The sequence below is a fragment of the Candidatus Nitrosocosmicus franklandus genome, assembly GCF_900696045.1.
Taxonomy (GTDB): domain Archaea; phylum Thermoproteota; class Nitrososphaeria; order Nitrososphaerales; family Nitrososphaeraceae; genus Nitrosocosmicus; species Nitrosocosmicus franklandus_A.
The window spans coordinates 1,648,905-1,674,941 of the sequence record NZ_LR216287.1 but is presented as its reverse complement, the minus strand read 5'-3'; the positions used below and the strand labels follow the sequence as shown (position 1 = coordinate 1,674,941).

The 26,037-nt window shown below is 33.0% G+C and carries 29 protein-coding genes and 1 tRNA gene; 14 read left to right on the top strand and 16 right to left on the bottom strand.

The features are described from left to right. Positions 1–66: 66 nt before the first annotated feature. Positions 67–1,494 (bottom strand): phosphoglucosamine mutase, encoded by a 1,428-nt coding sequence (locus tag NFRAN_RS07925; protein ID WP_134484473.1) that lies wholly within the window; start codon positions 1,492–1,494, stop codon positions 67–69. A 160-nt stretch (positions 1,495–1,654) separates the two neighbouring features. Here NFRAN_RS07925 and NFRAN_RS07920 point away from each other — a divergent pair. Then, positions 1,655–1,776 (top strand) — tRNA-Tyr (locus tag NFRAN_RS07920). 403 nt (positions 1,777–2,179) lie between these two features. Here NFRAN_RS07920 and NFRAN_RS07915 read toward each other — a convergent pair. Then, positions 2,180–2,806 carry a KEOPS complex kinase/ATPase Bud32 gene (locus NFRAN_RS07915; protein WP_134484471.1) on the bottom strand — a complete coding sequence of 209 codons (627 nt, stop codon included), beginning with the start codon at positions 2,804–2,806 and terminating at the stop codon, positions 2,180–2,182. Between the two features lie 37 nt (positions 2,807–2,843). Here NFRAN_RS07915 and NFRAN_RS07910 point away from each other — a divergent pair, with 37 nt between their 5' ends. Beyond that, entirely contained in the window at positions 2,844–3,188 is a 345-nt protein-coding gene (locus tag NFRAN_RS07910; RefSeq protein WP_134484469.1) for a hypothetical protein, read from the top strand. Positions 3,189–3,190: 2 nt separating this feature from the next. Here the strand turns inward: NFRAN_RS07910 and kae1 are convergent, their stop codons facing one another. Both kae1 and NFRAN_RS07900 read right to left on the bottom strand, forming a co-directional pair. Then, positions 3,191–4,219 (bottom strand): KEOPS complex N(6)-L-threonylcarbamoyladenine synthase Kae1, encoded by a 1,029-nt coding sequence (gene kae1, locus NFRAN_RS07905; RefSeq protein WP_134484467.1) that lies wholly within the window; start codon positions 4,217–4,219, stop codon positions 3,191–3,193. Between the two features lie 2 nt (positions 4,220–4,221). After that, positions 4,222–5,406: a redox-regulated ATPase YchF gene (locus NFRAN_RS07900; RefSeq protein ID WP_232037979.1), complete on the bottom strand. Its 1,185-nt coding sequence runs from the start codon at positions 5,404–5,406 to the stop codon at positions 4,222–4,224. Between the two features lie 63 nt (positions 5,407–5,469). Between NFRAN_RS07900 and NFRAN_RS07895 the strand changes: the two genes are divergently transcribed. Together NFRAN_RS07895 and NFRAN_RS07890 are read left to right on the top strand one after the other, a co-directional pair. After that, a complete protein-coding gene (locus NFRAN_RS07895) occupies positions 5,470–6,933 on the top strand; it encodes a hypothetical protein (protein WP_134484463.1) in 1,464 nt (487 codons plus the stop codon). 72 nt (positions 6,934–7,005) lie between these two features. Further along, positions 7,006–7,302 carry a hypothetical protein gene (locus NFRAN_RS07890; protein ID WP_134484461.1) on the top strand — a complete coding sequence of 99 codons (297 nt, stop codon included), beginning with the start codon at positions 7,006–7,008 and terminating at the stop codon, positions 7,300–7,302. A 16-nt stretch (positions 7,303–7,318) separates the two neighbouring features. Here the strand turns inward: NFRAN_RS07890 and NFRAN_RS07885 are convergent, their stop codons facing one another. After that, positions 7,319–7,864: a 5' nucleotidase, NT5C type gene (locus tag NFRAN_RS07885; RefSeq protein ID WP_134484459.1), complete on the bottom strand. Its 546-nt coding sequence runs from the start codon at positions 7,862–7,864 to the stop codon at positions 7,319–7,321. Positions 7,865–8,594: 730 nt separating this feature from the next. Here NFRAN_RS07885 and NFRAN_RS07880 point away from each other — a divergent pair. Further along, complete coding sequence (locus NFRAN_RS07880; protein WP_134484457.1) at positions 8,595–8,813, top strand: hypothetical protein; 219 nt, start codon at positions 8,595–8,597, stop codon at positions 8,811–8,813. A 144-nt stretch (positions 8,814–8,957) separates the two neighbouring features. Here the strand turns inward: NFRAN_RS07880 and NFRAN_RS07875 are convergent, their stop codons facing one another. Continuing rightward, complete coding sequence (locus NFRAN_RS07875; RefSeq protein ID WP_134484455.1) at positions 8,958–10,775, bottom strand: sensor histidine kinase; 1,818 nt, start codon at positions 10,773–10,775, stop codon at positions 8,958–8,960. Between the two features lie 24 nt (positions 10,776–10,799). Further along, positions 10,800–11,219, bottom strand: coding sequence for a response regulator (locus NFRAN_RS07870; protein WP_134484453.1), 420 nt, complete (start codon positions 11,217–11,219; stop codon positions 10,800–10,802). A gap of 365 nt (positions 11,220–11,584) precedes the next feature. On the opposite strand from NFRAN_RS07870, the gene NFRAN_RS07865 reads away from it, so the two are divergent. From NFRAN_RS07865 to NFRAN_RS07850, 4 genes are all read left to right on the top strand, one after another. Next, positions 11,585–12,055, top strand: coding sequence for a GNAT family N-acetyltransferase (locus NFRAN_RS07865; protein ID WP_134484451.1), 471 nt, complete (start codon positions 11,585–11,587; stop codon positions 12,053–12,055). Between the two features lie 20 nt (positions 12,056–12,075). Further along, positions 12,076–12,450, top strand: coding sequence for a hypothetical protein (locus NFRAN_RS07860; RefSeq protein WP_134484449.1), 375 nt, complete (start codon positions 12,076–12,078; stop codon positions 12,448–12,450). Positions 12,451–13,037: 587 nt separating this feature from the next. Next, entirely contained in the window at positions 13,038–14,039 is a 1,002-nt protein-coding gene (gene dph2 / locus NFRAN_RS07855) for a diphthamide biosynthesis enzyme Dph2 (protein WP_134484447.1), read from the top strand. A gap of 369 nt (positions 14,040–14,408) precedes the next feature. Further along, positions 14,409–14,876 carry a hypothetical protein gene (locus tag NFRAN_RS07850; protein WP_134484446.1) on the top strand — a complete coding sequence of 156 codons (468 nt, stop codon included), beginning with the start codon at positions 14,409–14,411 and terminating at the stop codon, positions 14,874–14,876. Here NFRAN_RS07850 and pheA read toward each other — a convergent pair whose 3' ends face one another. From pheA to NFRAN_RS07825, 5 genes are all read right to left on the bottom strand, one after another. After that, entirely contained in the window at positions 14,877–15,704 is an 828-nt protein-coding gene (gene pheA, locus NFRAN_RS07845) for a prephenate dehydratase (protein ID WP_134484444.1), read from the bottom strand. After that, the gene (locus NFRAN_RS07840; RefSeq protein ID WP_134484442.1) at positions 15,701–16,327 is read right to left on the bottom strand and encodes an exosome complex RNA-binding protein Csl4; all 627 of its coding nucleotides are present in this window, start codon (positions 16,325–16,327) and stop codon (positions 15,701–15,703) included. Before NFRAN_RS07840 ends, pheA begins: the two co-directional genes overlap by 4 nt. A gap of 56 nt (positions 16,328–16,383) precedes the next feature. Beyond that, a complete protein-coding gene (gene folP, locus NFRAN_RS07835; RefSeq protein ID WP_134484440.1) occupies positions 16,384–17,250 on the bottom strand; it encodes a dihydropteroate synthase in 867 nt (288 codons plus the stop codon). 187 nt (positions 17,251–17,437) lie between these two features. Continuing rightward, entirely contained in the window at positions 17,438–17,857 is a 420-nt protein-coding gene (locus NFRAN_RS07830; RefSeq protein WP_134484439.1) for a DUF6659 family protein, read from the bottom strand. Between the two features lie 35 nt (positions 17,858–17,892). Then, a complete protein-coding gene (locus tag NFRAN_RS07825) occupies positions 17,893–18,105 on the bottom strand; it encodes a DUF504 domain-containing protein (RefSeq protein ID WP_134484437.1) in 213 nt (70 codons plus the stop codon). A gap of 318 nt (positions 18,106–18,423) precedes the next feature. Between NFRAN_RS07825 and NFRAN_RS07820 the strand changes: the two genes are divergently transcribed. From NFRAN_RS07820 to NFRAN_RS07810, 3 genes are all read left to right on the top strand, one after another. Next, on the top strand, positions 18,424–19,263 hold the full coding sequence (locus NFRAN_RS07820) for a ParA family protein (protein WP_134484435.1): 840 nt from the start codon (positions 18,424–18,426) through the stop codon (positions 19,261–19,263). Between the two features lie 51 nt (positions 19,264–19,314). Beyond that, positions 19,315–19,947, top strand: coding sequence for a hypothetical protein (locus NFRAN_RS07815; RefSeq protein WP_134484433.1), 633 nt, complete (start codon positions 19,315–19,317; stop codon positions 19,945–19,947). A gap of 367 nt (positions 19,948–20,314) precedes the next feature. After that, positions 20,315–20,749 carry a hypothetical protein gene (locus NFRAN_RS07810; protein WP_134484431.1) on the top strand — a complete coding sequence of 145 codons (435 nt, stop codon included), beginning with the start codon at positions 20,315–20,317 and terminating at the stop codon, positions 20,747–20,749. A 17-nt stretch (positions 20,750–20,766) separates the two neighbouring features. Here NFRAN_RS07810 and NFRAN_RS07805 read toward each other — a convergent pair whose 3' ends face one another. Next, positions 20,767–21,558, bottom strand: a complete 792-nt coding sequence (locus NFRAN_RS07805; RefSeq protein ID WP_134484429.1) for an SDR family NAD(P)-dependent oxidoreductase — start codon at positions 21,556–21,558, stop codon at positions 20,767–20,769. A gap of 67 nt (positions 21,559–21,625) precedes the next feature. After that, positions 21,626–22,639, bottom strand: a complete 1,014-nt coding sequence (locus NFRAN_RS07800) for a flippase-like domain-containing protein (RefSeq protein ID WP_134484427.1) — start codon at positions 22,637–22,639, stop codon at positions 21,626–21,628. A 109-nt stretch (positions 22,640–22,748) separates the two neighbouring features. Between NFRAN_RS07800 and NFRAN_RS07795 the strand changes: the two genes are divergently transcribed. Continuing rightward, on the top strand, positions 22,749–23,516 hold the full coding sequence (locus NFRAN_RS07795; RefSeq protein ID WP_134484425.1) for an ATP/GTP-binding protein: 768 nt from the start codon (positions 22,749–22,751) through the stop codon (positions 23,514–23,516). After that, complete coding sequence (locus NFRAN_RS07790; RefSeq protein WP_232037978.1) at positions 23,485–24,489, top strand: homoserine kinase; 1,005 nt, start codon at positions 23,485–23,487, stop codon at positions 24,487–24,489. The genes NFRAN_RS07795 and NFRAN_RS07790 overlap by 32 nt, the downstream gene beginning before the upstream one ends. Before the next feature lie 31 nt (positions 24,490–24,520). On the opposite strand, the gene NFRAN_RS07785 is transcribed toward NFRAN_RS07790, so the two are convergent. Together NFRAN_RS07785 and NFRAN_RS07780 are read right to left on the bottom strand one after the other, a co-directional pair. Beyond that, on the bottom strand, positions 24,521–25,372 hold the full coding sequence (locus tag NFRAN_RS07785) for an enoyl-CoA hydratase/isomerase family protein (RefSeq protein ID WP_134484421.1): 852 nt from the start codon (positions 25,370–25,372) through the stop codon (positions 24,521–24,523). A 51-nt stretch (positions 25,373–25,423) separates the two neighbouring features. After that, on the bottom strand, positions 25,424–26,002 hold the full coding sequence (locus tag NFRAN_RS07780; RefSeq protein ID WP_134484419.1) for a response regulator: 579 nt from the start codon (positions 26,000–26,002) through the stop codon (positions 25,424–25,426). Positions 26,003–26,037: the final 35 nt, after the last annotated feature.

Genomic DNA, 26,037 nt, shown 5'->3' with positions numbered 1-26,037 from the left:
TTCATAATCACCCATTGGGATCATTTCCACTCTGTTTTATGATAAAAAAGAGTATTAAAAATGTTATTATGTGTTAAATTCTATGTTCAAAGTTCTTTTTATTAAATTCAAATACTCTCTGACTTTTGAATTCATTAAACTTTCGTCATTTGATTCAGAATAAATTCGAATCAATGGTTCGGTACCGCTGGGTCTAAACATTATCCAAGACTCAGAATCGAACCATATTTTTACTCCATCCATTTTTTCGACCTTATATACCGATCCATGTTCAGAACAGGTCTCCAATACTCTTTGGATATCATCCTTACTGGATAAATTTATACTTGATTTGTATTGAAACGTTTTTCCCAGTATCGAATAAATACCTGAGAGTGTTTGGGTTTCTGCTGGTAAACCAACGTCATCAATTTGCCCTGTCAGAATGTCTTGCTTGTAATAGCTTAACATTTCAATCATTAAAGCCGTTGTAATTGCTCCATCGCGTACTAGATTAAGAGGACCATAGAAAAATCCACCGTTTTCTTCAAAACCGATTAGAGAATTAGTGTTTTTCATACCATATGTAACTTCGATGCTTCCAACTTTTGTAAAATGAACTCGCTTATCAAGCAAATCTCCTACTCTCGAAATCACTAAAGAGGAATTAATTGGGCAGACAATTTCTGTATCAAGTTTTTTATTCTTAATTATATGGTAAGCTAGTAGTGATCCAGTCTTGTCACCCCAATGGATCGCTCCTTTTTCATCACAAAAGATACTCCTATCGCCATCTCCATCAAATGCTACACCTAGATCGTAACCATTATCACTCACCATCTTTGTAAGGCCAAACAGATTGTCCATTTTAGGCTCAGATCCTCTTGCTGAAAAATTTGGATCTATATGACCGTTCATGACAAGAACCTCACAACCTAGTTTTCGCGCTATTAAGGGAGCTATAATCGATTGAACACCGTTACCACAATCCATAACAATTCTTATTTTGGATTTCTCTATAATTTCTCTATCCACAAATGTTAAAACTTTATCGATGTATTGATCAAATGGATTTAGATCATACAAGTTGCCAATGGATGTATACTTTTTGTTTAAAAAGGACCTCTGATGATATATTGACTCAATTTTAATCTCTTCATCTCTCGATAATTCGAACCCTAGGTGAGAAACTGGTTTCAGTCCATTGTACTCTTTAGGATTATGTGATGCAGTGATCATAATTCCGCCAGACATTTTCAAGTTCTTGACGGTAAATTGGAGGCATGGTGTTGGTGTCAAACCCATTTGGTAAACATCTATTCCCATGGAATTTAATACCGCGCATACGATTTTTGAAATGGATGAGCTAGAAGAACGACCATCAGAACCTACTACTATAGGTCCTTTCTCAAAATAATATCCAATTGAATATGCTATATCAATTATAAACTCAATCGACAGGTCTTGACCAAAGATTCCTCTAATCCCGTTTGTTCCAAATAGCCTCTTGACCATTAACCTTCTACCTATATGAATAATTATATAATGATTCTCCCCTATCAGTGAGTAATAAGTCAATTTACATTTAGATAAATACAGATTACCTGTTTCTAATTCATGTTAAATAATTGCAGTGACAATAGATAAATTTGGCTTTTAACATCCATAAGATAATGCGGGGGTTGCCAAGCCCGGTCAACGGCGCAGGTCGTAAAAGTGCGAGGCTTAGAAAGAGCTTGGAGGTTTCCTACAACCCTGTTCCTTAGGGATTCGTGGGTTCGAATCCCACCTCCCGCATTTAACATTAGACTATGTTTAATTGTAGGATATTGAATCGATTTATTAGTAAATATTGTTTGAAAAGCTTAAATAATATTCTGTTTTTATGCAACAGGTTGGAGAATCCATTTAGTTGGAGAACATATTTCAAACATCATCTAGATGTTTTATGCGATGATAGAGGATAGATTTATGAGACAACAGCAAAAAAGATTGCAAAAAGCAAGAAATGATAGACAAAATAAAGAATTTGACTATAATAAACCAATCTCGAAATGCAATATTTGTTATACATTGTGTGGGTGGCACTGTTATGAATGTGAAACTGATTTTTGTCAAGACCATTTTGTTCAACATAAAGAAAGAGGTTTGTGTAAGAAAGTTATACAGTGACTGGAAGTTAGAACAAAATTCATTTAGTTTATAAAAGCGATCTAGAATATCGACCTCTTTTTTCAATGTTGCTAACTATTTTAAATATTGTGGGTGCCACCTTAGTATATTTTTGGGTATAACCATTACAAAAATTTTCATATGATTCCTCAAAAACTTCAATGTGTATGCTGTTTAATATCTCTTTGAAAAGCCGAATATCTGCTGCCTTATCTTCGTATCGCTCAGAAATGAAAGATAAACCAAAATCTATCAAACTAATTACTCCATTAGGTGATACAATAAAATTGGAAGTTGTAATATCGCCATGAATTATATTGTTTGAATGCAACGCTCCAATCATCTTCCCTAGTACAATACAGTACTCTGGTGAAAAAACATCCCTAAGGACTTTTCCTTGAACGAATTCCATGACAATTTCAAAATTAGATATGTCAAGATAGTAAATAAAGGGAGCATTTATCCCAAGTAATTTTACTTGAGATAGAATATTAGCTTCATGAATGGTTCGTTGTTTCCTCAATGGAATATCGATAGATGGATGGCGATAATCTTTACGAATTCGAACTTTTGATATGGCACGAGTTCCGTACCAGTTAATCAAATATAATTCGGATTCTGCACCTCTTTTTAATAGAATTCCATCTTTAAACAATAGATAATTTTAGTAATGTGGCAGTACTTTAAAAATTATGGACAATACTTCACAAACCCCTAATAAAGAAAAGGGAATCTTATTCGAGGACTGTTCAGAAGATACATTAAAAAGCGGGATTCTGACTTTGACAAATAAAAAGCTAACTTTCGAGAAGACGAAAGGTCGAATAGCTACATTATCTAAAGAATTACTAGATGAAAAAATAGTATTTGAATTTAAAGACATATCTCAAGCGAGAGCCGAAGGAAGAATTATAAAGAAATTAGTTATCGAGTTACGAAATAGTGATAAAATATACAAATTTGGAGTGCTAAATCCAAGTAATTGGGTTAAAGAAATCGAATTACAGATAAAGCAATGGAACAAAGATAATCAATAATACTATCTCCATGGGATATGAACACTATCCAGTCTCCAAGATTGATTTATGGTAGCATTTTCGGGCATTATGCAAGAGGATTTATCACTTGAATAAATTTGAGACCCAGTCCAAGCAATTTGCGCTCCGTTATCTCCGCAATATCTTAGAGGACAAGAGTTAAAATCGGATCCATGACTAATGCATGCCAAATTAAGCATTTCAGACAATCTTTTATTAGCAGAAACACCTCCAACTATTAGAAATTCTTTGTTTCCAGTAAATGCTAACGCACGTTCCACGGCCTCTACAATGATTGCAAAAGCAGTTTCCTGTAAAGAGAAACAAATATCATAAATGCTATTTGATTTATCATCAATCAAGGATTTAACTGAACTGAGTAACCCTGAAAATGATACATCATTCCCCTTAATGATATAGGGCAAAGGATGTAAGTAATTGGTTTTCGAGAGGTTAGACAACTCCTCAATTTTATTACCGCATGGAGATGCGAATCCCATTTTTCTTCCTACTTGATCAAAGAGCTGGCCTAAAGTAATGTCCAGTGTTTCACCGAAAATTCTCCACCTATTTCTATGGAAGACAAGTAACATAGTATGTCCACCTGAAACCAAAAGCGTTAGTGGATTATCTGAATTTGTAAGTTTTATTCCCAATTCTAAATGTCCAACTGCATGATTAACCGGTACTAATGGTTTGTTATAAAAAGAGGCAAGCGATCGGGAGACAACGGCACCTACTCTCAGACAAGGACCCAATCCTGGACCAGCTGAATAAGAGATAAGGTCGATATTCTTAATATCGACTCTAGCTTCTTGCAGACACTTATTTAATATGTATGCAGCTACCTGAGAATGGTGTTTAGATGCATCTCTAGGATGGATACCCCATCCTGCAGATGCCTGGTAGATATCTCTAGTCTCTGACAGTATAAAGCTATCTTTAAGCTCGCTATAAGAACTATCTTTATTATATTCGATCACAGAACATCCGAAAGTATGAGCTGTACTTTCTATTCCTAAACACAGCATACTTATTTTCGACCTGTAGTAGCTACTATCTTAATTATGTCATTATTTCTTAATACATGATCAGCACCTATTCGCTGTTTTGTCCTAATATCTATTGCGTATAGGAAGCCTTTTCCCAGATCTTGATGAACCAAGAATGCCAAATCCTTGGCTGTTGAATTATCTGGAACAAGCCTAGCATCAGGCAATACATTTCCATTTTTGTCTGTGAGCTTATATTCATCTTCCACTGGATAAACAACAATTTGCTTTAGCATATGAAAACAAGCGTGATTCAGAACTTGTTGAACTCCAGTAGAACCAAACTTTGACAACACATTGGACACCATGTTTAAAGCGCTGAGTTGTTCCTGTGAAAGGGTTTCTTTCCGTCTAATTTCGAAAGTGGAATCTCCTGGTAAGTAATAAATGAGATTTTTGTTCGCAGCTTTTTTCAAAAGTAACTCAGCCTCACTGACGGTAGGAAAGAAAGGTCTACCGGTTTCTTTTAGTTTCTTAAGATTATGTTCGGATGTAATGAGATCAGCTTTATTTGCTGCGATTATAATTGGTTTGGATTTGATACGGATTTGTTTACTTAATAACAGTAAATCACTCTCAGTCCATTCGGCGGGTTTTTTTGTCAATCCAATTTGCTCCATAGAAGTTCTAATCAACTGCTCGTTAATTGATAAACCTGAAAGTCTGTTAGATATTACAGCTTCAACCTTTTGTTTTAGGTTTTCACTTTCTCGAACTATTTTATGCCAATCTCTTAATATAATTGATCTTATCCACAGATCGAATTCTTCTTCTACAAATTTAATATCAAAAAAAGGATCACCTTCACCGGCATTGATGGATTTGCCTTCTGCATCTGTTGATGCAGAAATATCAATCACATGGATCAAAACATCAGCCTGACGCGCATCGTCTAAGAATTTATTTCCTAATCCTCTACCAGAATGGGCTCCTGGCACTAGTCCCGCTACATCAATTAACTTTATTGGTATATATCTAATTCCTCCAATACATTTTGAATTTACAGGATTATCAGATATTCCTAATTCGGTACAAACACATTGAACTCTTACAAAAGCTACTCCAATATTAGCGCTAATTGTAGTAAATGGAAAATTAGCAACGGGAACAGATGAATCAGTGGCTGCGTTAAAAAAAGTAGATTTGCCCACGTTTGCCTTACCCAACAAGCCAATAATCAATAGAAAATAAATTGCAAAGTCTTGGAATATATATTTATTTTGTAAAAAATGAAGGAACCTGAAATTGATTTTGTTGCAATTAAGAACATCAAAACATTTATCATTCGAATGATAAAGGATTTCTGGATTTTAATGGGAGGAATAATTGCAACATGCAGGTTGACTAATGACACGAACAATGAAAAATCAGTCTACCGAGTCTATCGTGGAATGCAATTACTCCAGCATCGTGGTAAAGCTTATTGGAAGATCAGTTCTGGAAAATTCGAGATAAGTGGATATGGATCCTTGCCGGTATTCAAAACAATTCATGAGAAAGTATTAAGACATGAGAATGATCCCATGTATGCGATTGTTGGCCATTTGTCAAAAAAAAAACCGATAACCAGAAGATTAGAGAAAATAAATTTTGCTCTGGACGGATTTTTTGTTGATCTAGATAAATTGTTAACCCATCCTTTGATGAAACGAAGAAATTATGAACCACTTAGCCAAATTCACTACATATTTAGAGAATTACTAATAGAAAGAAAGGATCCATACAAGGCAGCAGAATTTCTCGATCGACATTTGAGAGGAAACTATGTTATAAACATAGAGAATGAAATTCATGTTTTTAGAAACAGTACAGGTTTTAAACCTCTATTTCTAGGAAAAGATAAGGATCAAAACGATTTTATTATTACTTCCGAAAATTACATTGGCAGCTTCTTTCCTCTATTAGATTTAAAGGAAATCAACCCCGGACAACTAATACGAATAAATTCGAAGTATGGGATGGATATCCTAACTCAACTAGACAAAAATAGAATTCTTATGGACCCATTTGAGTTTATTAGAGAATCACATGTATCAAGTGTTTTCAATGATAAGAGTATTTATTCTATCAGAAAAAATATCGGGAATGTACAGGCACAGTTTTTATCTAGCAAAATCGCAGATGCAGATGTTATCCTAGCAGAACCAGACTACACACGACCCATGGCATTAGGATTAAATCAAGGATTTAAGAACAATAAAAAGAAAATAGAGATGATGGAAGGAATCATAAAGGATCGGTATGATGATTCTGATCCAATGATTGACTATTCAGAACAGGTAAGTAAGAACAAATTATTATCTAATGGTAAAACACTTAAGTTCATTATCGAACCTATTACCAATAAAAAGCAAATCCTTTCGGTACAAGGAACGATACAAACAGGCGGAACAATAATAGAAACAGTTTTCTATTTGAAGAGATCTAACGTAAGTAAAATACATGTAATAGTAAGTTATGTTCCTACAGTTGATGGTCGACAAGTCGGGCTATACACTCAACAAAAAGATTTGATAAGCAGAAAATATATTGGCAAGATATCGTATATAGATGATTTGAATAGAGAAATAGCTTATGAATTAGGAGTTGACTCGGTATTCTTTAATTCCCCCGAAATTTTGTCCAAAGGGATTGGAGTACGTGAAAGTCAGTTGTGGTTTCCTGAATGGATACGATTCCTAGATTACAAGTAGTCAAGATCTTGTAACTACTACTCGAAATGAATTTTATTAATGAATGTATGTATACACAAGTATGATGCTTTATTGAATTTAATCAGAACTAAAGTAATACTAGACAACGAAGTCAAAATTGAAGGAGGAGTTATTTCGAAAATCGAACTGAGAGAATATGAAAAGAAAGAGGGTAATAAATCGAAAGGACATATATATACAATTTACATAAAAACAGAAAATGATGAAATAGAGTTAGACTATCTTGAGAAGCAAGATTCAAATGAAAAATTCTTTGACGAGATCTATGATTTTCTGAGTAAATATAACGGACTATCCTCAACAATAAATAGAGTTTATATTGAATTGGATGGGAGACATAGGCAATAAATAATAATATCGCAAATTATAATAGACCAAGTAATTGATTTAATTTGTATATTCTATCATAAGATACTAGTGATCGATTCCATGGCTGATCAAAAATGACTATTCTTTTTGGGGATATAATCTCCTTTGCATTGATTGGAGAATCATCAACTAAGAGAAAGAATGGAAAGCGGTTCTTTGACACATCATCAAAAATAAAAATCAAGTCATTGAATGAGACTTTGTAAAGATCAAGCCAATATGAAACGAAAGGCACGGTAACTCGTTCTCTTTTTGTGATAATAGAGACTCTGAATCCTTGAGATATCAAATGATCAGTTACATCAGCAATATCATTACTAGTTGGTGGAATATCTTGCCAGCGATTTTTCCAAACTCTTATGAATAGGCTCGAAATTTCTTCTTTAGTTATAGGCAATACATTATAGATGTGCCAGTCAGAAATATCATTTTTCGTAAAATTCTTTTGGAACATATTATTATACTCTTCCAACCAGATCTGCATCACATCAGCTAGAACAGAATCAAGGTCTAAGGCTATAGTATTGTCAGTTGTCATCATTGATAACTAGCCACAATCAGAATAAATAGATATACGAATTTAATGGTAATCCATTACACTTTATTGTACTGAATACTGTATATTAGAATTTTATTTCAATTAAAAAGGTGCAAAAAGGATTCCAAACTCTAAGTCGACATGATCCTTACTGAATCGGTAAGTAAAAAAATTCGGAAACAGAAAAATATCTTTTGGGTAATAAATTACAATACAAGTATTAACTGAAACAATTTTAATGGCATTAACGTGGAAATGCCAAGAAATGTATCATGATTTGACACGCACAATAGTGGTATTGTCCTTGTGACAGAGCACAACCTCAAACACTTATGAGTAATAATAGATCATGAATATCTTTTGACATTTCCTACCTCCTTCACATGTATTCTTTATGTCAATAATGTCCTTTTTTGCCAGGCACTAACCGATGGAAAATTCAATAGTCACGGAAAAAGGAACTGACTATTTAAGTTATATGCTTGATCAATTTCAGAGTCGGGAGCAACGTAGAAGTTAGATTCGCATGATGAAGACATGGATAAGAGGCTCTGACTTCATATCGGAAATTTTATTAGTTTCCTGACTAGCATAAAATATTCAGTAATCGATCTTGAGTGATCATCTTTCAACAACATCAAATTCGAAATAGTATTCCATTGACAGGATATTACGCATATAATAAGTCAATAAAGATACCTTTAATTTTAGTATACAAAAATGTAATTGCAGAATGACAAAGAAGGAGATGGTTAAAATTTTTTTAATTGTGATGATTACGGGCAATATTATGGGAATTGTTGTTATTCAAATATTTGAATCACTCGCAGTAGTAAATATAATAATCCTTGAAATTTTACTCTTAATAATTATTGTTTTGTTATTTATTGCCAGTAGAACTTGGAACAAAAAATTAGAAAAATCACTGCATGAAAAAGAGAGAAACCAGTAAAAAACCCTTCCAACTTTATTTAAATGATGATTGGAAATGTCAGATTTGATAGAAATTTTGTTTGACTAGGTGATGTGTAACTATAACAGTAATATCATATTCCAAGATCTAATCTCTAAATGGAGAATTCATTTGGTAAATGTTTTATTGTTGAGGTATTTTAAAGCAAAAAGTAGCACCACTATCACTATTATTGACTGCCCATATTTTTCCTCCGTGCGATTGAATAATACTTTTAGAGATAAATAACCCCAATCCTGTTCCTTCATAGGATTTAGAAGCAAATTTTGTAAAAAGTCTAGGCAGAATTTCCTTATCAATGCCTTGCCCTGTATCTTTAATGCTTACAACAACATAATTACTATCCATAGTATCATTCTCAATTTCCACCATTATCTCAATGCAACCTTTTTCAGTGAATTTAACGGAATTACTAAGAAGGTTAAAAATAACTTGGGTAATTCGGTTTTTATCGGCATACACGTAAATGTCTTTAGGGTCGTAACAAATAGTCAGATTTTCAAGTTGTAAAGGATTACTACTTAACAACTGGGCCCTTATATCACTTATTGAGGATAATATAACATCTTTGAGATTAAAACGCTCTTTATTGAGCTTGAGTGACTGGCTTTCGATCTTAGTAATATCCAAAATATCTGACGCAAGTCTCCGCAAACGTTTAGCATTTCGTATTATGGAACTAACTTGTTCCCTATCAACTTTGACTTCTGTTTTTCCTTCCTCAAATTGCTTTTCAAGATATATAGCATCTCCAAGTATGGGCATAATTGGAGTTCTTAACTCGTGGGCAGCGATATTAATGAATTCTTTTTGCATTTTGTCATGAATACTCAATTTTTCATTGGCCGATTCTAATAATCTGTTATATCTGAGTAAAGAGTTATTTGCATCTCTTAATTCAATAGTTCTAGAGTTTACGGCTGATTCTAATCGCTTATTCCATGATAGAATCAAGAATGCAATACCTAATGCTATAGCCCCGATTATTAATATCATTAATGTGCTAAAGTTTTTTTGATTATTAATTAATACACCAACCTCAGCAGCCAATTGATGAGGAGAGCTAACAAACAGGGTCCACAAATACTTTCCACCTATGAAAACAGGTTGGTAAGTGAGAGTAGTTTTATTTCCTCCAAAGAGTATTAAATCTTCAGCTCCTGCGGACCCCTGTAGCGATCTAGCTAAAAGAGAATTATAAGGTCCTCGAATTTCTTCTGGGACAAGTGATTGAAATTCTTCTCCTAGATAATATTTGCCAATAAGAGAGGGATTGCTTCCATAAATTATGATCCCATTCTTATCCATCAGTCCAACATTCCCAGCAACCTGAGGTGCTAGTTCGCTCTGTAAGAAACGACCAAGTTCGTGAATTTTTATAGAAGCGAGTATTACTCCTTTAAACACCTCCTCTTCACCTGATCTTTCTAATATAGGGAACGATATATAAAGCCTAGGAATCTTATCTATAGATTCGATCGCACTGCTATAGTAACTAGTATGGGTTTCCTTGGGGATAACAAAATATTCTCTGTTGCTTAAATCAATACCGCCGTAAGAAGCAATTATACTGGAATTAACATTACTTATCGAAACGATCCGACCATTTTCGTTTATCCAATAATAACCTTCAGTCAATGATTTTGTTGAGTTCTGAACTGCATCTATAATTATTCTGGTTCCCCCAATATTACTATAATTGACAATCTTAGAAAGAATTTCCAAATTGGTAGAAACTGGATCGATAATATGCAACAAAGTCTTTGAAAGTCCGTCAGTTTCAATTATAGCGTTTGATCTAATATCATTGGAAGCGATTTCCCCAATTTGATCCGCTGTTAAACCAGAGTAATGGTATGATAAAATAGATAGTGAAATTCCGACACCAATTACGAGAATTAGTAAAAAGATGTTTTTTCTAGATAATGTAATGCTCAGCATTTATAGTTGAGTTGAGATCTTGTTTCAAGTAGTTAACATAGATTTGATTTTAAAAATCAAATCATTCATGTCAATTGGTTTTATTATAAAATCTTTAACATCAATAGAAGGAAGTACTTTTGTAAATTCATCTTTATTTATTTCAAATGCAGTGATAAATGCTATTTTGGTGTTGGGACGCATTTCTTTTATATGTCTATACAACTCAAATCCATTCATCCGGGGCATACGTATATCAGTAATAATGACGTCATAATATCCCAGCTCATGATTCCTAAAAGAATTCAACGCATCATGTCCACTTGAAAATACTTCAACTTGGAATTCATTGGTTATTTCTAAATCCCTCTTAATAATCCTAAGAATATCTTTCTCGTCATCTACAACCATTACTCTGGCCATTTTATTCTTAGACGGATTGTTAATTTCAACTTTGGAAGTCATGGATACTATTTTTACACTAATAATTAAGTAAATGAAATATATTAATTAGCATTTCTAAAGAATCTGTAATTGTTTTATACAAGTGGATGAGATAAATACATTATATAGTTTAATTCTAATAGTAAATAAAAAGTGTTATGGAATGGTCATCAAATAGGGATATTTGAAATTAAGATGAAAAAGTGCTCATTAAATGCTGAAGGGTACCTCTTGCTTGTTAACAAAACAAAATGACACAATCTATAATACGCTGCTGATTTCACTAATTAATCAATTTTTGTACGGTATTCAATTGAAATACATATAAAATAGAAAAAACACTAAAGTAAAGAATAATTTGAATAATATAGAAATAGAATCCATCAATGTCATTTTTAGTTAGAAAAATTACAGAAAAAGATTTTGACAATGGATTTTTTGAAACACTCTCAAATTTAACTGTAGTTGGAGATATTTATTCAAATGACGAATTAAAGAGAGATGTAATTGGAAAGGTATTAGGTGATCAAAATTATATAATCATTGTCGCCGAAGATCTAGAAAGTAAAAAAATAATAGGTACAGCTACGCTATTGATTGAACAGAAATTTATACATAACGGAGGAAAAGTTGGTCATATTGAAGATGTTGCAACTAGAAAGGGATTTGAGGGAAGAGGCGTAGGAAGAAAAATAATTAATGAATTAATAAAACTAGCGAGGGAGCAAGGATGTTATAAGATTATACTTGACTGTGATGCAAAAGTGGCGAAATTTTACGAAAAGTTGGGATTTGCAAAAAAAGGAATAATGATGAGAATGGATCTTAACGCCAAATTTGGCGCAATATATTTATAGAATAAAATAGTTATCTATGTATGGATGATAGTACCGATCTAAACATTGTAAAGAACAGACCTCTAGAACGGATTTTTAGAAACAATATAGCTAGAATTATTGATTTTTTGATAATTAATCAAGAATTTAAATTCACATCGAAGGAAATAAGCAAGCTCAGTGACACCCCATTGAGATCAGTTCAAAGAATTTTACCTCAGTTAGTCAAAAACAAGATTATAGTGGAAAATAGACATAAAGGAAAGATAAGGAATTATGAGGTAAATAGAGATTTTAAATTGGTAGAGATATTGAGTTTATATTCGATAGAAACAATAAACATGTTAGTAGATGAAGCTTTAGAAAAAGGCAAGGATAAAACACTTGTCATGACTAGTAAATTACTAGAGAATTAACATTTACAAGAATCATTACTGATGTATTCTTTACATGGCACACACACCATCAGATCGTGATCAAACATTGACAAACATCTTACTACGAACAAATTTACACGTTATGTAGTAGGAAGATCTTACGATCGAAAATTGTAGTTGATATTTGATCTATGAGATTGGACCGAGTTCAGTGGTGTCTTCAATAATCACAATCCTATTTCCACCGTTCTCTTCCTATTCTCTTATTCTACTCTTCAAGACAATGACTTATTGGAAGCAATTTAGAATTAGAGGACATTATTTCGATTATCGAAACTCCTGATTACGGTAACAATTTTTTTACTATTTTTATAACATCATAAATTAGTGTCATAGAGAAATCTGCTTGCAATAATATTTTTTCACAATTTTTCTAATATTTCAAGGTTTCATAAATTTTATTAGCAGATCATTGGATCTTAAATGAAAATAATCAATTCAAACCAGTATGAGATCCCACAAGAAAGAATTAGTTTATAGAGTAATTAACACACCATTTAACGTGATTCACAAAACATAAGAATATTAATGAATAGAATCAAATAGGATTCAAATAGATATTTAATATGATTCAAATAGATGAGGAAAGTATTTTTAAAATTATTAGATCAAAGAAACCTCGTTCAGTAGCTTTGAACGGCCCTGAGCCATTGTTACCAAAAATTCAAAAAGTTTCGGAAAATATCGAGAAGGAATTTGGTATAACGTCCTATATCATAAGCGATAGAAGTTGGGGTTCTTGTGATTTAAATACTAAGGCTGCAGAAATGCTGAGAGCAGATATATTGTTTAACATAGGACACACGATCAGTTTAGAAAACTTTGGTGAAAAAGTATTTATGATAAACGCTTTTGACACTATCAGTTTTGAAAAGATTGCAATGAAGTGTGCCAATGAACTAAAAGGAAAATACAAAACGATATCGTTAGTTACATATAGCCAGCACTTACACCAAATTGATACCGTCAGAAGAATATTTGAGAAGAGTGGATATAATGTAGAATTAGGAAAAGGCAAAGGACAGTTAAATGATGCACAAGTATTCGGTTGCGAATTTCATCCCTTACATAAATTTCAGCATAATGTGGAGGCATTCATATTTCTTGGCCAGAGTAGATTCCATTCGATAGGAGTAGCTCTCTCCACAGAAAAGCCTACATTCATGTTAGATCCATATTTTGAGGAATTTACACAAATAAATGAAGAAGCAGAGGTTGTGAAGAAGAGAGCGATCTTGTCAGTGTACAAAGCACTTGATGCAAAAACCATTGGAATAATAATCGGTCTCAAGGAAGGGCAATTTGCAAATATCAAAGCATTAGAACTCAGAAAAGAATTAAAAAAATTGGGAATGAATACCCAGTTATTAGCTATGACCGAAATCACTAACGAAAGACTAGAAAATTTTAGGGAAATAGACGCTTTTGTCCAGGTAGCTTGTCCCAGATTGGGTACGGACAATTTTTTTTCAAAGCCAGTACTTTCAGTCCCACAGGCATTAACATTAATTAAATTATTAAAAAAGGAACCCGTCGATGAATTTTTTAGAATTCAACACTGGTTGTAGTTTAAACGATAAAATCGTACTGGGATTATGAGGATAGCAATATTGTCTGAAAAGTTAATTAAAACCACGTCTTCTTTAACAGGCAGGGTTTTAGTATTATATTTGAATGTTGCAAAAAAATAACAAGCATTTTCGATAATAAAACAGGATACAAGGAAGAAATATAACAAATAGGAAAAGAGAGAAATGATTGAAAAAACTAAACATGATTTTCATGTTTGGATTTTAGCAGACTGGTATATGTATCAAGGTTCAAGTTTAGCAAATATTCTATCGAATTAATTTTTGTACTTTAACGATTGGTGATTAAACTAATATATCTAAATCATGTAAAGATTATATTAAATAAATGATTAAGTAAGCCAATTTATGGTAATTATATCAAGGAGGCGCTCTTTTTTAATTTTTTTTATTGCAGGTTTTGTCTTCATCGGAATAGGAATTGCTTCAATAATTGATTCATACACTCCGAGATTTGTGGAGATAACTGAAACAATCGATCCTAATCAATCAGAGGTTTTTACACCTGACATGAATGCTGGCAATATAGCGAATATCTATATTAATGGATCAGGATCAAGAGTCGTGGTTCTGGACCCAAGTAGTAATTTAATATTAAATAAGACAGATGTCAATGGAATTTTTAATGAAACTATTACATCAGAGATAGATGGTAAATACAGGATTCAAGTTGTTAACAATGGTAATAATACATTGAATCTAAGTTTAGGAGCATTTTCAAAGGCTAGTCCTATAGCATTCAGTGGCCAAATGATGTTAATCATAACCGGAATTGTAGTACTGGGACTTGGCATTAGAACTAGAATGCAATCCTGATTAATTTATTTCAGCCTTCTTGTATGTTCCCAGCAATTTAAAGAATTTAACAAGATTCTGTATAGATGAAATTGACTCAGAAATTCTTCTCTCATTCATATTGCCCTCTAAATCTACAAAAAAATAATATTCCCAAGGTACATTTTTTGTAGGTCTAGATTCAATTTTGGTGAGATTTATTTTTCGCGATGCAAATTCCTTGAGTACTGAATATAATGAGCCCGGAGTGTGAGGTATAGAAAATATAATAGATATTTTGTCATGATTTGCCTCATTTTTATGGGTTTTTGATATAATAAAAAACCTAGTATAATTATTAGAGTTATCTTCTATATTTTCATCTAAGATTTTCATATCATATATTTGAGCAGCGCGTTTACTTGCTATTGCAGCTGCATTGAGCTTCATGGATTCTTTTATGAATTTAACAGAACCCGCAGTATCATACATTGGAATTGAATCTAAGGATTTTGATTGAAGATATCTTCTGCACTGAGCTAGAGCTTGTGGATGAGAATAAACAACTGAAATATTTTCGGGAGATGAGTGCTTATTAATAATTAAACAATGGTGTATTTCTTGATATATTTCTCCAATCACGAATAGAGGTTTTTCTACCAGCAAATCATAGGTTTCATTTACACTACCTTCCGTAGAATTTTCAATAGGTACAACGGCTAAATCAATTACTGAATTTTCAATTCCGTCAAATAATTCTCGGAAGGATTTAAAAGGAACAAAAGAATAGTGTGGACCCGGGAACCTGCTACTAGCAGAGGCTTCACTGTATGATCCAGATTCGCCTTGAAAGCCGACGCATAATTTCATAGTTTAAGAAACTGTTTATCATACAAAGCTGTAAAAGATTCCTTACCAAAATCGGTTGAAACTTTTCTTTCTTCAAAATTACCACAGAAATTGCATTTTAATCCACCAGGAACTTTAGTAAATTCATGACCACAAGAAAAACATATGGTATAAACTACTCCCAAATCTTTTTCATCCAAAGTTAAATGAATCGAAGAATTTAACAAGCTATAAACTTTCCCTCTGATTATATCACCTACTTTGAAAATATATTTACCCTTATAGCTTCTATCTCGCCAATTCGAATTGTAGTTGCTACTAGCATTTGATATACGTGTGGATGCTATGGCCGAAAACCCAGATTTGGAAAATTTTTCATTTATATAAAGTATTCTTACAGATATCATATTTCCAAATAACATATCGATGTATCCTACTACAACATCACCAATTTTAGGAATCATTGGTGGATTCTTTTGCTCTACATTTAATATGCGGTCAGAAAAGTCTATTGCTGAACCTCCAATTACAGAAGACCTGACATCACCTTCATCTACGTAGGTATTTTTGCCTGCATCGAATTCCTCGATTACAGATAGCAATACTCCGGGAGTAACACGATTAATCTCATGAACCTTCTTCAAATCAAACCAATATCTCTTTGTAGTTCAATAGTTATAACTGTTACAATTCGATTCTTTCATTCCCTTAATAAATTAAGCATATCAAGAGCTTGTCTGGTCTCTTTGACATTGTGAGTTCTTATTAATGAGGCCCCATGAATAGCACAGTGCACTTCGGATATAATTGATGGAATTAATCTATCCTCAACATTTAGTCCAAACAGTGACTGGATAAATGATTTTCTTGAAATTGAAACACAAAGTGGAATAGACAGAGATTTAAACATCTCGATATTAGAGAGAATTTCCAAGTCACGAATATACCACTCCATCCCTTTGATTCTTGAGAAAAAGGGACTATTTCCGGATTGTCTAAAAAAACCAATAGAAGGATCAACGATCATATTATCAAGGTCGATGTTAGATTTCTGTGCGATAGTAATACTATCTCGTATAAGCGAAAGAGTATCGTGCACATCTCCACTATAATATGAATTTACATTGTTAGATATGTGTGCTCCTATAATTATCGGTAGATCATTTTCATATGCGAGTTTGGACATTTTAGTGTCATATTTCAATCCAGTGACATCGTTTATGGCATTTATTTCCAATTTCAAAAGAGATCTAACTACATCAGATCGAGGAGTGTCTATGGAAATTGGGATATCACTAATTTGCCTAATTGCAGACACAGCATTAAACAATCTTTTTATCTCGAGTTCAACGGGAATTATTGTTCTAAGATATGGAGCAGTAGACATGCCTCCGACGTCTATTATGTCTACCCCGGAAGCCTCCATTTCAGACAGTGTATCTTGTATTTCATTTTCGGTTCTTTTGATTGAATTTTGATAAAATGATTCGGGACTGACGTTAATAATTCCCATGATCTTCACAGGCTCATCAGGATGAATGGAAGTATTACCTATAGTCGTCAACATTCAAAATAACATTAATTGTTTTAAAAATATTTATTTACATGGTATGGACTCGGGCGATTCTAGATCATAAATTAAATCAGTTATCCGAAATTATCAATATATAATAATAAAAATAAGTAGTATCCTCAATTTTTAAAATATAGCTGTTTTGAAACGATTTGGACAACATTCTAGCCAACATTACAAATCAATATGATTTTGTCAAAATCCTTGAAAAGAAGTTAGTAACCACAGGAATTACTTTTTCCATAATAAGATAATCAAAATCATCGGTATTCGGATCTAAAGTGAAGATTAACAAATATTCCAACCTATTTTTTTGATTTGTTATTGGGATTGTAATTCTCAAAATTTTTTCATACAAGGAACATGTATAATTTAGTTTTCCAAGTAGATCTTGCCATCTCAATCTAGTATATTGTCTAGTTGATGCAGTAATAGCATATTGTTCAGTTTCTTCATCATTTAAAAGAGGAACTATACCTGTTCTCTCCGCGGTTGTAAGTATCATGCCATGTTTATCAGTAACCCCCACGAAACGAATTCTCGGATCTAATCCCACTAGCTTATTACACAGGCTACTAAAATCAGTAACATTTTTTTCCATGATTATTGTTATTGGTGTTTCAGCGTGGTATTATTTTAATTTTTTTCATAAAGTATTCGTCCTCGTAATTCGACCCGGATTATTCTCGATGCAGGAATCTTCTGAAAATATTCGGAAATGAATACGAATTCATCTAAAGCAATTCGTCGATAAATATCGTGATCTCTGTAAGTCACCACATAAGTCGATGGATTATCTGCATAAAGTGCTTTGCTGAAAATTTCCTGCAATATGCCCTTTTTAACCATAAACAGAAATCCCGTCAAAAGTGGGTTTAACCTATAGGTAAATGTTTGCTTTTATGTATTCTGAATTTTTGATGGCTATTTATTATTATTGCTTTTGCCGTCACTTTTTTGATTTAATATCGTACAAATTAATTATCCAATTGTGATACTTCATAATGACGAAATGAACATTCAAAAGTATATAGACATGATTAAATACAAAATTTACAAAAACAGGAAAGGTTTCCTATTAGTTCTGGCTAAATGACGATATGCCAAGCATATAAATTCAAAAGATTTAATATCAAACTTTGAAGTACAATAATAGGCAAACTTAGTATGACTCATTGTATAGCGATACATTCCTATAAAGGGGGCACTGGTAAGACAACAATTGCTGCAAATGCTGCAGCACTGCTCGTTCAAATGGGGAAGAAGGTTGCCATACTCGATCTTGATGTATATGCACCTAGTTTGCACAATTATTTTAAGACAAATCCAAAGAAATGGATAAACGATTTTTTAGATAATAATGCCGACATACACGAATCCATAATTGATACAACTCCCTTGCTTTTTCCACAAGGACAAGAACAAACCAATTCAAAGGGGAGACTTTATACTGGTTTTTCAAATCCGAGTCGAGATGCAATATTCAAGTTTGAAATGGGCAACGGAACAGATTATTGGAAAAAGCAGTTCAGAAAATTGGTTTTCCTTAGAGAGCAAATAATTACCAAGCTTGATGCAGATTATATTATAATAGATACGAGTCCGGGAATAAGACATTGGTCGATTAATGCACTATCAATTGCTGACAAGTTGATTCTGACAATGAAAATGGATGATTTGGATATAGAAGGCACTAAAAAGCTGTTATTTGAAATTTATACCACGTTTGTTCGCTTTGGTGCAATTTCTTATATATTGCTTAATAGAGTTTCTGGATATTGTATCCCTTGTAATACAATTCAATCAAATATTGTGGAAAACCAAGATCACAAAAAAGTTTTGGAAGAATTACATGCTGCAACAGGCGCAAACTCACTCTCTCCTTTGCCTTGCTACTGCGATATACAATTTAGTCCTAGGGAATTTTTGACTGTCATAAATAATCCCAATCACCCATTCTCCTTAAGACTAAAAAATATCATCAATGAAATGACAAATACTACGTGAGTTATCAAATATTAATTTTAAATTAGAGATGATATTTCTTTATACAAGAGAATGAGCAAGAAAAAGAAAAATACGGCTGCGGATGCTAATAAAAATAATACTGCTAATAAAGACTCCAATAGTGATGGGAGCTATTTTGCAAGAGGAAGAAAGAAAAGAAAACAATATTTGAAGATTATAGTTCCGGTTGTTATAGGAGTAGTTGCTCTAGCTACTGTTTTGGCCACATTGTTTCCAGGCGACAATGTCTCAGCTAGGTATGGAGAGCTGGGTTCTGCGCATGAACATGCAGCTTTGCTGATCATTCTAAACGGTACAGATGTTGATCTGGCACAACAGAAGTATATGGTAAGGTCAAATTACATACACGTTGAGAGTTATAACGGCACACTAGATGGAACAACTCTTCATAAACACGCATCTAATGTACCACTGGGAGAGTTCTTAAAGAGTATCAGAATGGATATTTCCAATGGGTGTTTTATTACTGATAGTAATCAACGATTCTGTGAAAATGGAGAATATAAATTAACATCTTATGTAAACGGCAATGAAACCAAAGATATCATGAACTACGTGATAAATGATGACGATAGAATTTTGATCACATATAATAATCAAAATTCAACTGAACTTGACAGAGAATTTGAAAAACTGAACAACCTTCCGATAAATAAGATATAGCGACTAGCTTAAGCCTCATTCTGCGCTAAATACGAAAATTTTTTTGATTGGTTCTATTTTTCATAATTTTACCAAGATAGCCAAAATATTTCATCTGGTATTTAATATGAAATCCACTGTATTTTGTATCCAACCGATGAACCTGCATGGATCAATATTTACCAGTCTACACAGATGGCCTTGGATGCTCATTGTGTAGTCGGATATCAAAAGTATTAATCGAGATTGTGAATTATTTATTATATTGGATTACGAACAATTGTCTAGAACGGTCCTCAAGACCCTTTCGATTTAATAAACAATACTTGAAAGTATTGATTGAGAAAGTTTTTAATAAAAAGTACTAGAGTACATAAAGAAGCGAGAAATGACAAGAAGAACGGCAAAGGCAAAATCTGATGAAAGTGGACTACCCGAATGGGCTGACAACGAATTAAAAAATGCAGTTTTTCAACCACTAGACACGATTAACAGAACTGGCTATTTTTTAGACATTAATGAACAAAATAAGAAAGCAGATATTCAACTCTATGAATCTTTGCCCGATGGCAGAACAATAGTAGAAGAGATAGAATTAACAGATAATGTGAGGGCTCAAGAACTTATGAAGGGATTTGTATATGAATATAAAATAAAAATATCAAAAGCTAGACTGAGTAGTCAATTAAGTGAATTGTTGAAAACACGTTACCAAATAGATATGGAAGAGATATTTAAATTTGATCTAGAGAGTGCAGTAATGATGGATGTAGAATCAGATTACAATCCAAATAATATAGATGAAGAAGAAGATGAAGTTTAGAAATAATGTATTCCAATCTACATTTTTCTAAACTGATGTTCAATTATTAAATCCACTAATGATGGAAAGCAGGATTTAAAAGGGACCGATAAGCCAGCGATAGTAGGAACAAAAGTCTGAAATGAGTTGGACGTAATAGAACTTAAAACGGCCTGAGAAACCTTTTCAGGTTTGAGCATATATTTCATGGGAAACTTAAAATCAAAATGCTCATTATTAAAGAAATTGGTCTTTACACCAATTGGGCTAATCACAGAGACCTTTACACCAGTTTCCTTCAGTTCTCGACGCAATGATTCCGAAAAGCCCAGCATAGCAAATTTAGAACCACAGTAAGCAGCCATTCCAGGAATCCCAAAACTAGCAGCTAGGGATGCAATATTAATAATATGACCAGCCTTTCTTTTGATCATAGAATCGAGAAAGATTTTTGTAAAATAAATCATGCCAAAATAATTAGTAAAACTAACTTGTTCTATTTCCTCGATAGATATTTTTTCTACCCGACCAAATAAACCAATACCGGCATTGTTTACTAGTATATCAATATATCCGTATCGATCAAGAATGAATTTACCTAGATGGTTAACTTCTTCTTTTTTTGATACATCGCAAGAGAAAGGAAGTATCTCAAAGCTCTGCTTAATGCTTGAGGCGGTTTCACTTAATCGAGACTGATTTCTTGCAATTAGAATCATGGATTTTAGTTGAAATCGCGAAAAGTCATTTGCTATACATCTACCGATCCCACTTGATGCTCCAGTAATCAAAACAATCTTGTTTTTCAGTAGCTCCTGCAATATGCCCACGTAATGAAAAGAAAGTTAAATTATTTAAAATATGATATTACACGGTCAAGTTAAATTCAAATCACTCTTATGATTGAAATGATGTTGAAGATGAATAAGTTGTTCTCAATGTCAACCTCATTAATGCAATCCACATTATAATAAGTGGTATATAATATGAAGCAATCCTCCATGCAATAATCACTTTTAGCTGATTGCTATCATGAACTATACTGCCAATTTGAGAAAAATCATTTAAATGGTTTATGTAGCCCCACAATCCCCATTCTGCTAATCCAGAACCACCTATTGTAATTGGTAACGTACCCAAAATTGTAGAAGATGAGGTTGCCATAAACGACAGAAATAGACCTATATAAGTGTCAACCGAATGAGTCAAGACTAAAAAGGAGACCCCATGGAAAACAAATGCAATTAAAGTAATGGCAATTCCAACAGAAAATATTTTTACAGATTTAAAAGATCCAAAATTTTCTCTGCTCATTACACATAAATCATCTAATGCTTTATTGATTGAATTAATACCCCTTTGTGCTTTTTGGTCTGAAACAAATTTTTTGGCTAATTTCAAAGAGAAAGCAGGTAATTGTATATTTTTTTTTGCGGAATATATTAGAATAAAGAACCAAAACCCAAAAGTCGGAGTAGCTATTGCTATAACGAGCAAACCGATCAACAACGATCCATTTGATATTGCAATAAATCCCGCTATGAAAGCCAAAATCGTTCCCACAAATACATCAGCAATAATTTCCATTGTAGTTACCCAAGCTGCTCGTCCTGCGGGAACTCCACTTTTGGTCAAAAAGGCTATCCTAACAATTTCACCTCCAATATAAGAAGGAGTAGTTTGGGTAACAAATTCACCTGCTAGTCTGGCATATATAATTTTCCAAAAGGTGCTGACTTTTTTTCCAATGAACTTTCTAACAAAATAATAGAATCGAATTGCTTGTAGAAGAATTCTGGCCATAGTTGCCATAAAGGATAATAAAAAAGGAATTACACCTACAGATAGCACATCATTAAGTGAAACCGGTGTAAATAAAAAAATAAGCAGCATAGGTATAATGCTTACCACTATGAAAATTACTCGCCAATTCAATGTATACAAACTAAAACAAGAGAAGGAATATAATAATCATACAAATTTAACAATAAAATTAGAATAACATCTAAAAATCATTTAAATGCATACTATTTTCGTTACAGGGACAGCGGGATCAGGAAAATCATTGTTAACAGCAAGGTTATTGGAGTGGTATAGCAGTAATGAAGTTACACCAATTTCAATTAATCTGGATCCTGGAGTATCCAAATTACAATATGACCCGGATATCGATGTGAGAGAATTCATTGATTTTTATTCGATAATGGATGAATATAATTTGGGACCAAATGGTTCGCTCATATTAGCCAATGACCTAATTTCTACAAAAATTGAGGAAATTCAAAATCAAGTCCAGGAGCTTAATCCTGATTATGTAATAATAGATACCCCTGGACAAATAGAACTGTTTGTATTCAGATCTAGTGGCCCTTATTTTATTTCAAATTTTTATTCGGATACCAAGGTAACACTATTTACCATGGATGGAACACTAGCGATATCGCCTATCAGTTTCGTTTCATTATTATTCCTATCCCAATCAATCAAGTTACGTTTAGGTATTCCTCAAATTAACGTACTCACAAAAAGGGATAAAATAATCGAAAAATTACCGGAAATTTTGAAATGGTCTAATTCGATGATCCCCCTCCTAAATTCCTTAAATCTTGAAAAGGATACAGAACAATCTCTACTTAGCAAAGACATCATAAAAACACTTTATAAGAGTGGAAACGTGCTGAGTCCTATTGCAATGTCAAATATTACTATGAGTGGAATGGTAAATTTATCTGCAGCTTTATCAAGAATATTAACGCATGGAGAAGAAGAACACAAGGATGAAAGTTAATGTACATAGCGAGTTTTCTGAATGTACCACCCGCGCTCCAGCATCTACAGCGAATTTAGGTCCAGGATATGATGTCTTTGGACTAGGCCTGGATGCGTTGGAGGATATTGTTACTGTCAGGATAAAAAAGAAATCGAATTCGATCAAGAACAATTTGAAGATAATTATTAAAGGTAACGGGAAAAAAGATATTCCGAATAATCCCAATTATAATTCGGCAGGCATAGTAGCTAGAAAAATCATTTCTGAATATAATTTATACAACTATAATTGCTTGATAGAAATTGAAAAAAATATACCTGCAGGTTATGGAATGGGAAGCAGTGCTGCATCAGCAGTAGCCACAGCAATTTCATTTAACTCTTTGTTTGGACTAGATCTTGATGAAAGCAAATTGTTGGATTATTCTGCAGAGGGAGAATTAGCTAGTGCAGGAGTAAAACATTATGATAACATCGCCGGCTCACTATTTGGAAATTTTGTAATAATCAAAACATATCCAAAATTGGAATTTATCAAAATAAAGTCACCAACTGACTTAGTTGTAGTTGTTTGTGTACCTCTAATCAAGGTTCCAAAAATGAAGACAGAGATTTCTAGAAAGCTAATCCCTAAAAAGGTACCTCTAGAAAAAACTGTCCACAATATTGCAAACGCTTGTTCAATTGTTGCAGGATTTTACAACCAAGATGTAAATATGATTTGTAATGGGATCAATGATTGTATAATAGAACCAGTAAGAAAAAAGATGATTCCAGGTTATGATAAGATAAAAAAAAGGTCGTTGGAGGAGGGAGCAATGGCATTCACGATTAGCGGGGCCGGACCCTCAAGTATCGCCTTTTTGAATTCAAGAAAAAAGGGTTTACATATAGCAGAAGTCATGAAAGAAGAATACGAAAAAATAGACATCAGATGTGAAACATATTTGGCTAAGCCAAGTAACGGCGCAACTATAATTTCAAAAAAATAATATAATATCTAAGTAATAAAAGTAGAATTAATTACTTCTTATTACTTTTATTGAGAAATGATGTCATCATTTTATGCCTATCCTCATGAGCGAAACATAATGCCCAACCATAAATTTCTAACCTCAACCCTGTGTCGATATCGGCATCCATACCTTTATTAATTAACGTTTTACTGATTTTAACGGCATTAAAACTGTTCTTCGTAATTTCTTTGGCAAACGAAATAGAGTGTTCTATGAGTTTCTTATTAAGCATTTTTGAAAGTGCAATATTTTTCTCCTTTTCGTTACTCTGATCAATTGAAGGATCTAGATTGGATTTTTCAGAATCCGAGAGAGAAATAACCTGATTCACTAATCCAATATCGGCAGCTTCTTTAGCAGAAATCATTTTCCCAGTAAAGATCATTTCTTTAGCTTTTGCAGGTCCAACTATTCTCAAAAGACGTTGAGTTCCACCCCATCCTGGAGGGATACCTATAGTTACTTCTGGTTGCCCTATTTTTGCATTTTCAGATGCGAATCTTATATCGCAAACAAGAGATAGTTCGCATCCGCCTCCTAAAGCAAATCCATTGATAGCTGCAATTACAGGTTTTTCCATTTTTTCGAGTTTATTTAGCATGTTTTGGGCAGATGATGCATACTTTTCAGCAGTTACTGCATCAATGTTTACCATAAACGAAATGTCAGCACCTGCACAAAATGAGCGTTCACCTGCTCCTGTGATAATTAATACCTTAATTCCGTCATCTGCAGAAATTATATCAATTGCCCTAGTCAATTCGGATATTACATCTAAATTCATCGCATTCAAGGCCTCTGGTCTATTTATCCTCAAAATTGCGATATCATTAGATAGATCTATTTGAACATATTTCATGGAAGACACAAAAGGTGTTTTATAGTTCTTTAAATTAAACTTTATTAAATTTCATTCAGTCGGATATGTTTCATCGTTTTTTTCTTTCCCTTTTAGAAATTCTCTCCTAGCGTTATTCATGAGTTTAAATAATGATTCCAATGATTTGACATCTACATTTGGATTATTTGGATTTTTCATTTCTCTAAGTTGTTTGGTAAATTTCTTGGCAATATCATATAGATTGATTCTTTCGGCTAGATTTATGAATTCTTCCTTTTCAAATGGTTTGGGAAGAACTTCAGGTACACTTTTTAATGTTGAAACATATTCAATAAATGCTTTTTTAGGCCAAGCAGATGCAAACATTATTCGTTGATCGCTCTTCAATTCCAAGATTTCTTTAGCTATAAGCAAACCATTTTGATTTATAGAAATGTTCTTTGACGGGAGATCATAATCTAGTACCACCAAATCGAAGGAGTCATTGTAGGTTTTATAATCATCATCGTCCTTCTGCAAGGATTTTTCATATTCAGAAATTCCATCCTCGTAGTTTTTGGCAATAATATAATCATGTTTATTTTCTTCTAACCACATCGAATACAATTGACATATATCGTCATCGTCTTCAATGATTAGAATATTCATATTATTCCAATTAACTCATGCAAATAATAAAATTT

Coding starts and splice junctions, on each gene's coding strand:
- NFRAN_RS07810 (WP_134484431.1), top strand. CDS start 20,315: ATGACAAGAAGAACGGCAAAGGCAAAATCTGATGAAAGTGGACTACCC.
- NFRAN_RS07865 (WP_134484451.1), top strand. CDS start 11,585: ATGTCATTTTTAGTTAGAAAAATTACAGAAAAAGATTTTGACAATGGA.
- pheA (WP_134484444.1), bottom strand. CDS start 15,704: ATGAAATTATGCGTCGGCTTTCAAGGCGAATCTGGATCATACAGTGAA.
- NFRAN_RS07895 (WP_134484463.1), top strand. CDS start 5,470: ATGAAGGAACCTGAAATTGATTTTGTTGCAATTAAGAACATCAAAACA.
- dph2 (WP_134484447.1), top strand. CDS start 13,038: ATGATTCAAATAGATGAGGAAAGTATTTTTAAAATTATTAGATCAAAG.
- NFRAN_RS07825 (WP_134484437.1), bottom strand. CDS start 18,105: ATGGTTAAAAAGGGCATATTGCAGGAAATTTTCAGCAAAGCACTTTAT.
- NFRAN_RS07870 (WP_134484453.1), bottom strand. CDS start 11,219: ATGACTTCCAAAGTTGAAATTAACAATCCGTCTAAGAATAAAATGGCC.
- NFRAN_RS07925 (WP_134484473.1), bottom strand. CDS start 1,494: ATGGTCAAGAGGCTATTTGGAACAAACGGGATTAGAGGAATCTTTGGT.
- NFRAN_RS07880 (WP_134484457.1), top strand. CDS start 8,595: ATGACAAAGAAGGAGATGGTTAAAATTTTTTTAATTGTGATGATTACG.
- folP (WP_134484440.1), bottom strand. CDS start 17,250: ATGTTGACGACTATAGGTAATACTTCCATTCATCCTGATGAGCCTGTG.
- NFRAN_RS07795 (WP_134484425.1), top strand. CDS start 22,749: ATGCATACTATTTTCGTTACAGGGACAGCGGGATCAGGAAAATCATTG.
- NFRAN_RS07885 (WP_134484459.1), bottom strand. CDS start 7,864: ATGATGACAACTGACAATACTATAGCCTTAGACCTTGATTCTGTTCTA.
- NFRAN_RS07785 (WP_134484421.1), bottom strand. CDS start 25,372: ATGAAATATGTTCAAATAGATCTATCTAATGATATCGCAATTTTGAGG.
- NFRAN_RS07790 (WP_232037978.1), top strand. CDS start 23,485: ATGGAGAAGAAGAACACAAGGATGAAAGTTAATGTACATAGCGAGTTT.
- kae1 (WP_134484467.1), bottom strand. CDS start 4,219: ATGCTGTGTTTAGGAATAGAAAGTACAGCTCATACTTTCGGATGTTCT.
- NFRAN_RS07830 (WP_134484439.1), bottom strand. CDS start 17,857: ATGGAAAAAAATGTTACTGATTTTAGTAGCCTGTGTAATAAGCTAGTG.
- NFRAN_RS07850 (WP_134484446.1), top strand. CDS start 14,409: ATGGTAATTATATCAAGGAGGCGCTCTTTTTTAATTTTTTTTATTGCA.
- NFRAN_RS07820 (WP_134484435.1), top strand. CDS start 18,424: ATGACTCATTGTATAGCGATACATTCCTATAAAGGGGGCACTGGTAAG.
- NFRAN_RS07780 (WP_134484419.1), bottom strand. CDS start 26,002: ATGAATATTCTAATCATTGAAGACGATGACGATATATGTCAATTGTAT.
- NFRAN_RS07910 (WP_134484469.1), top strand. CDS start 2,844: ATGGACAATACTTCACAAACCCCTAATAAAGAAAAGGGAATCTTATTC.
- NFRAN_RS07815 (WP_134484433.1), top strand. CDS start 19,315: ATGAGCAAGAAAAAGAAAAATACGGCTGCGGATGCTAATAAAAATAAT.
- NFRAN_RS07875 (WP_134484455.1), bottom strand. CDS start 10,775: ATGCTGAGCATTACATTATCTAGAAAAAACATCTTTTTACTAATTCTC.
- NFRAN_RS07860 (WP_134484449.1), top strand. CDS start 12,076: ATGGATGATAGTACCGATCTAAACATTGTAAAGAACAGACCTCTAGAA.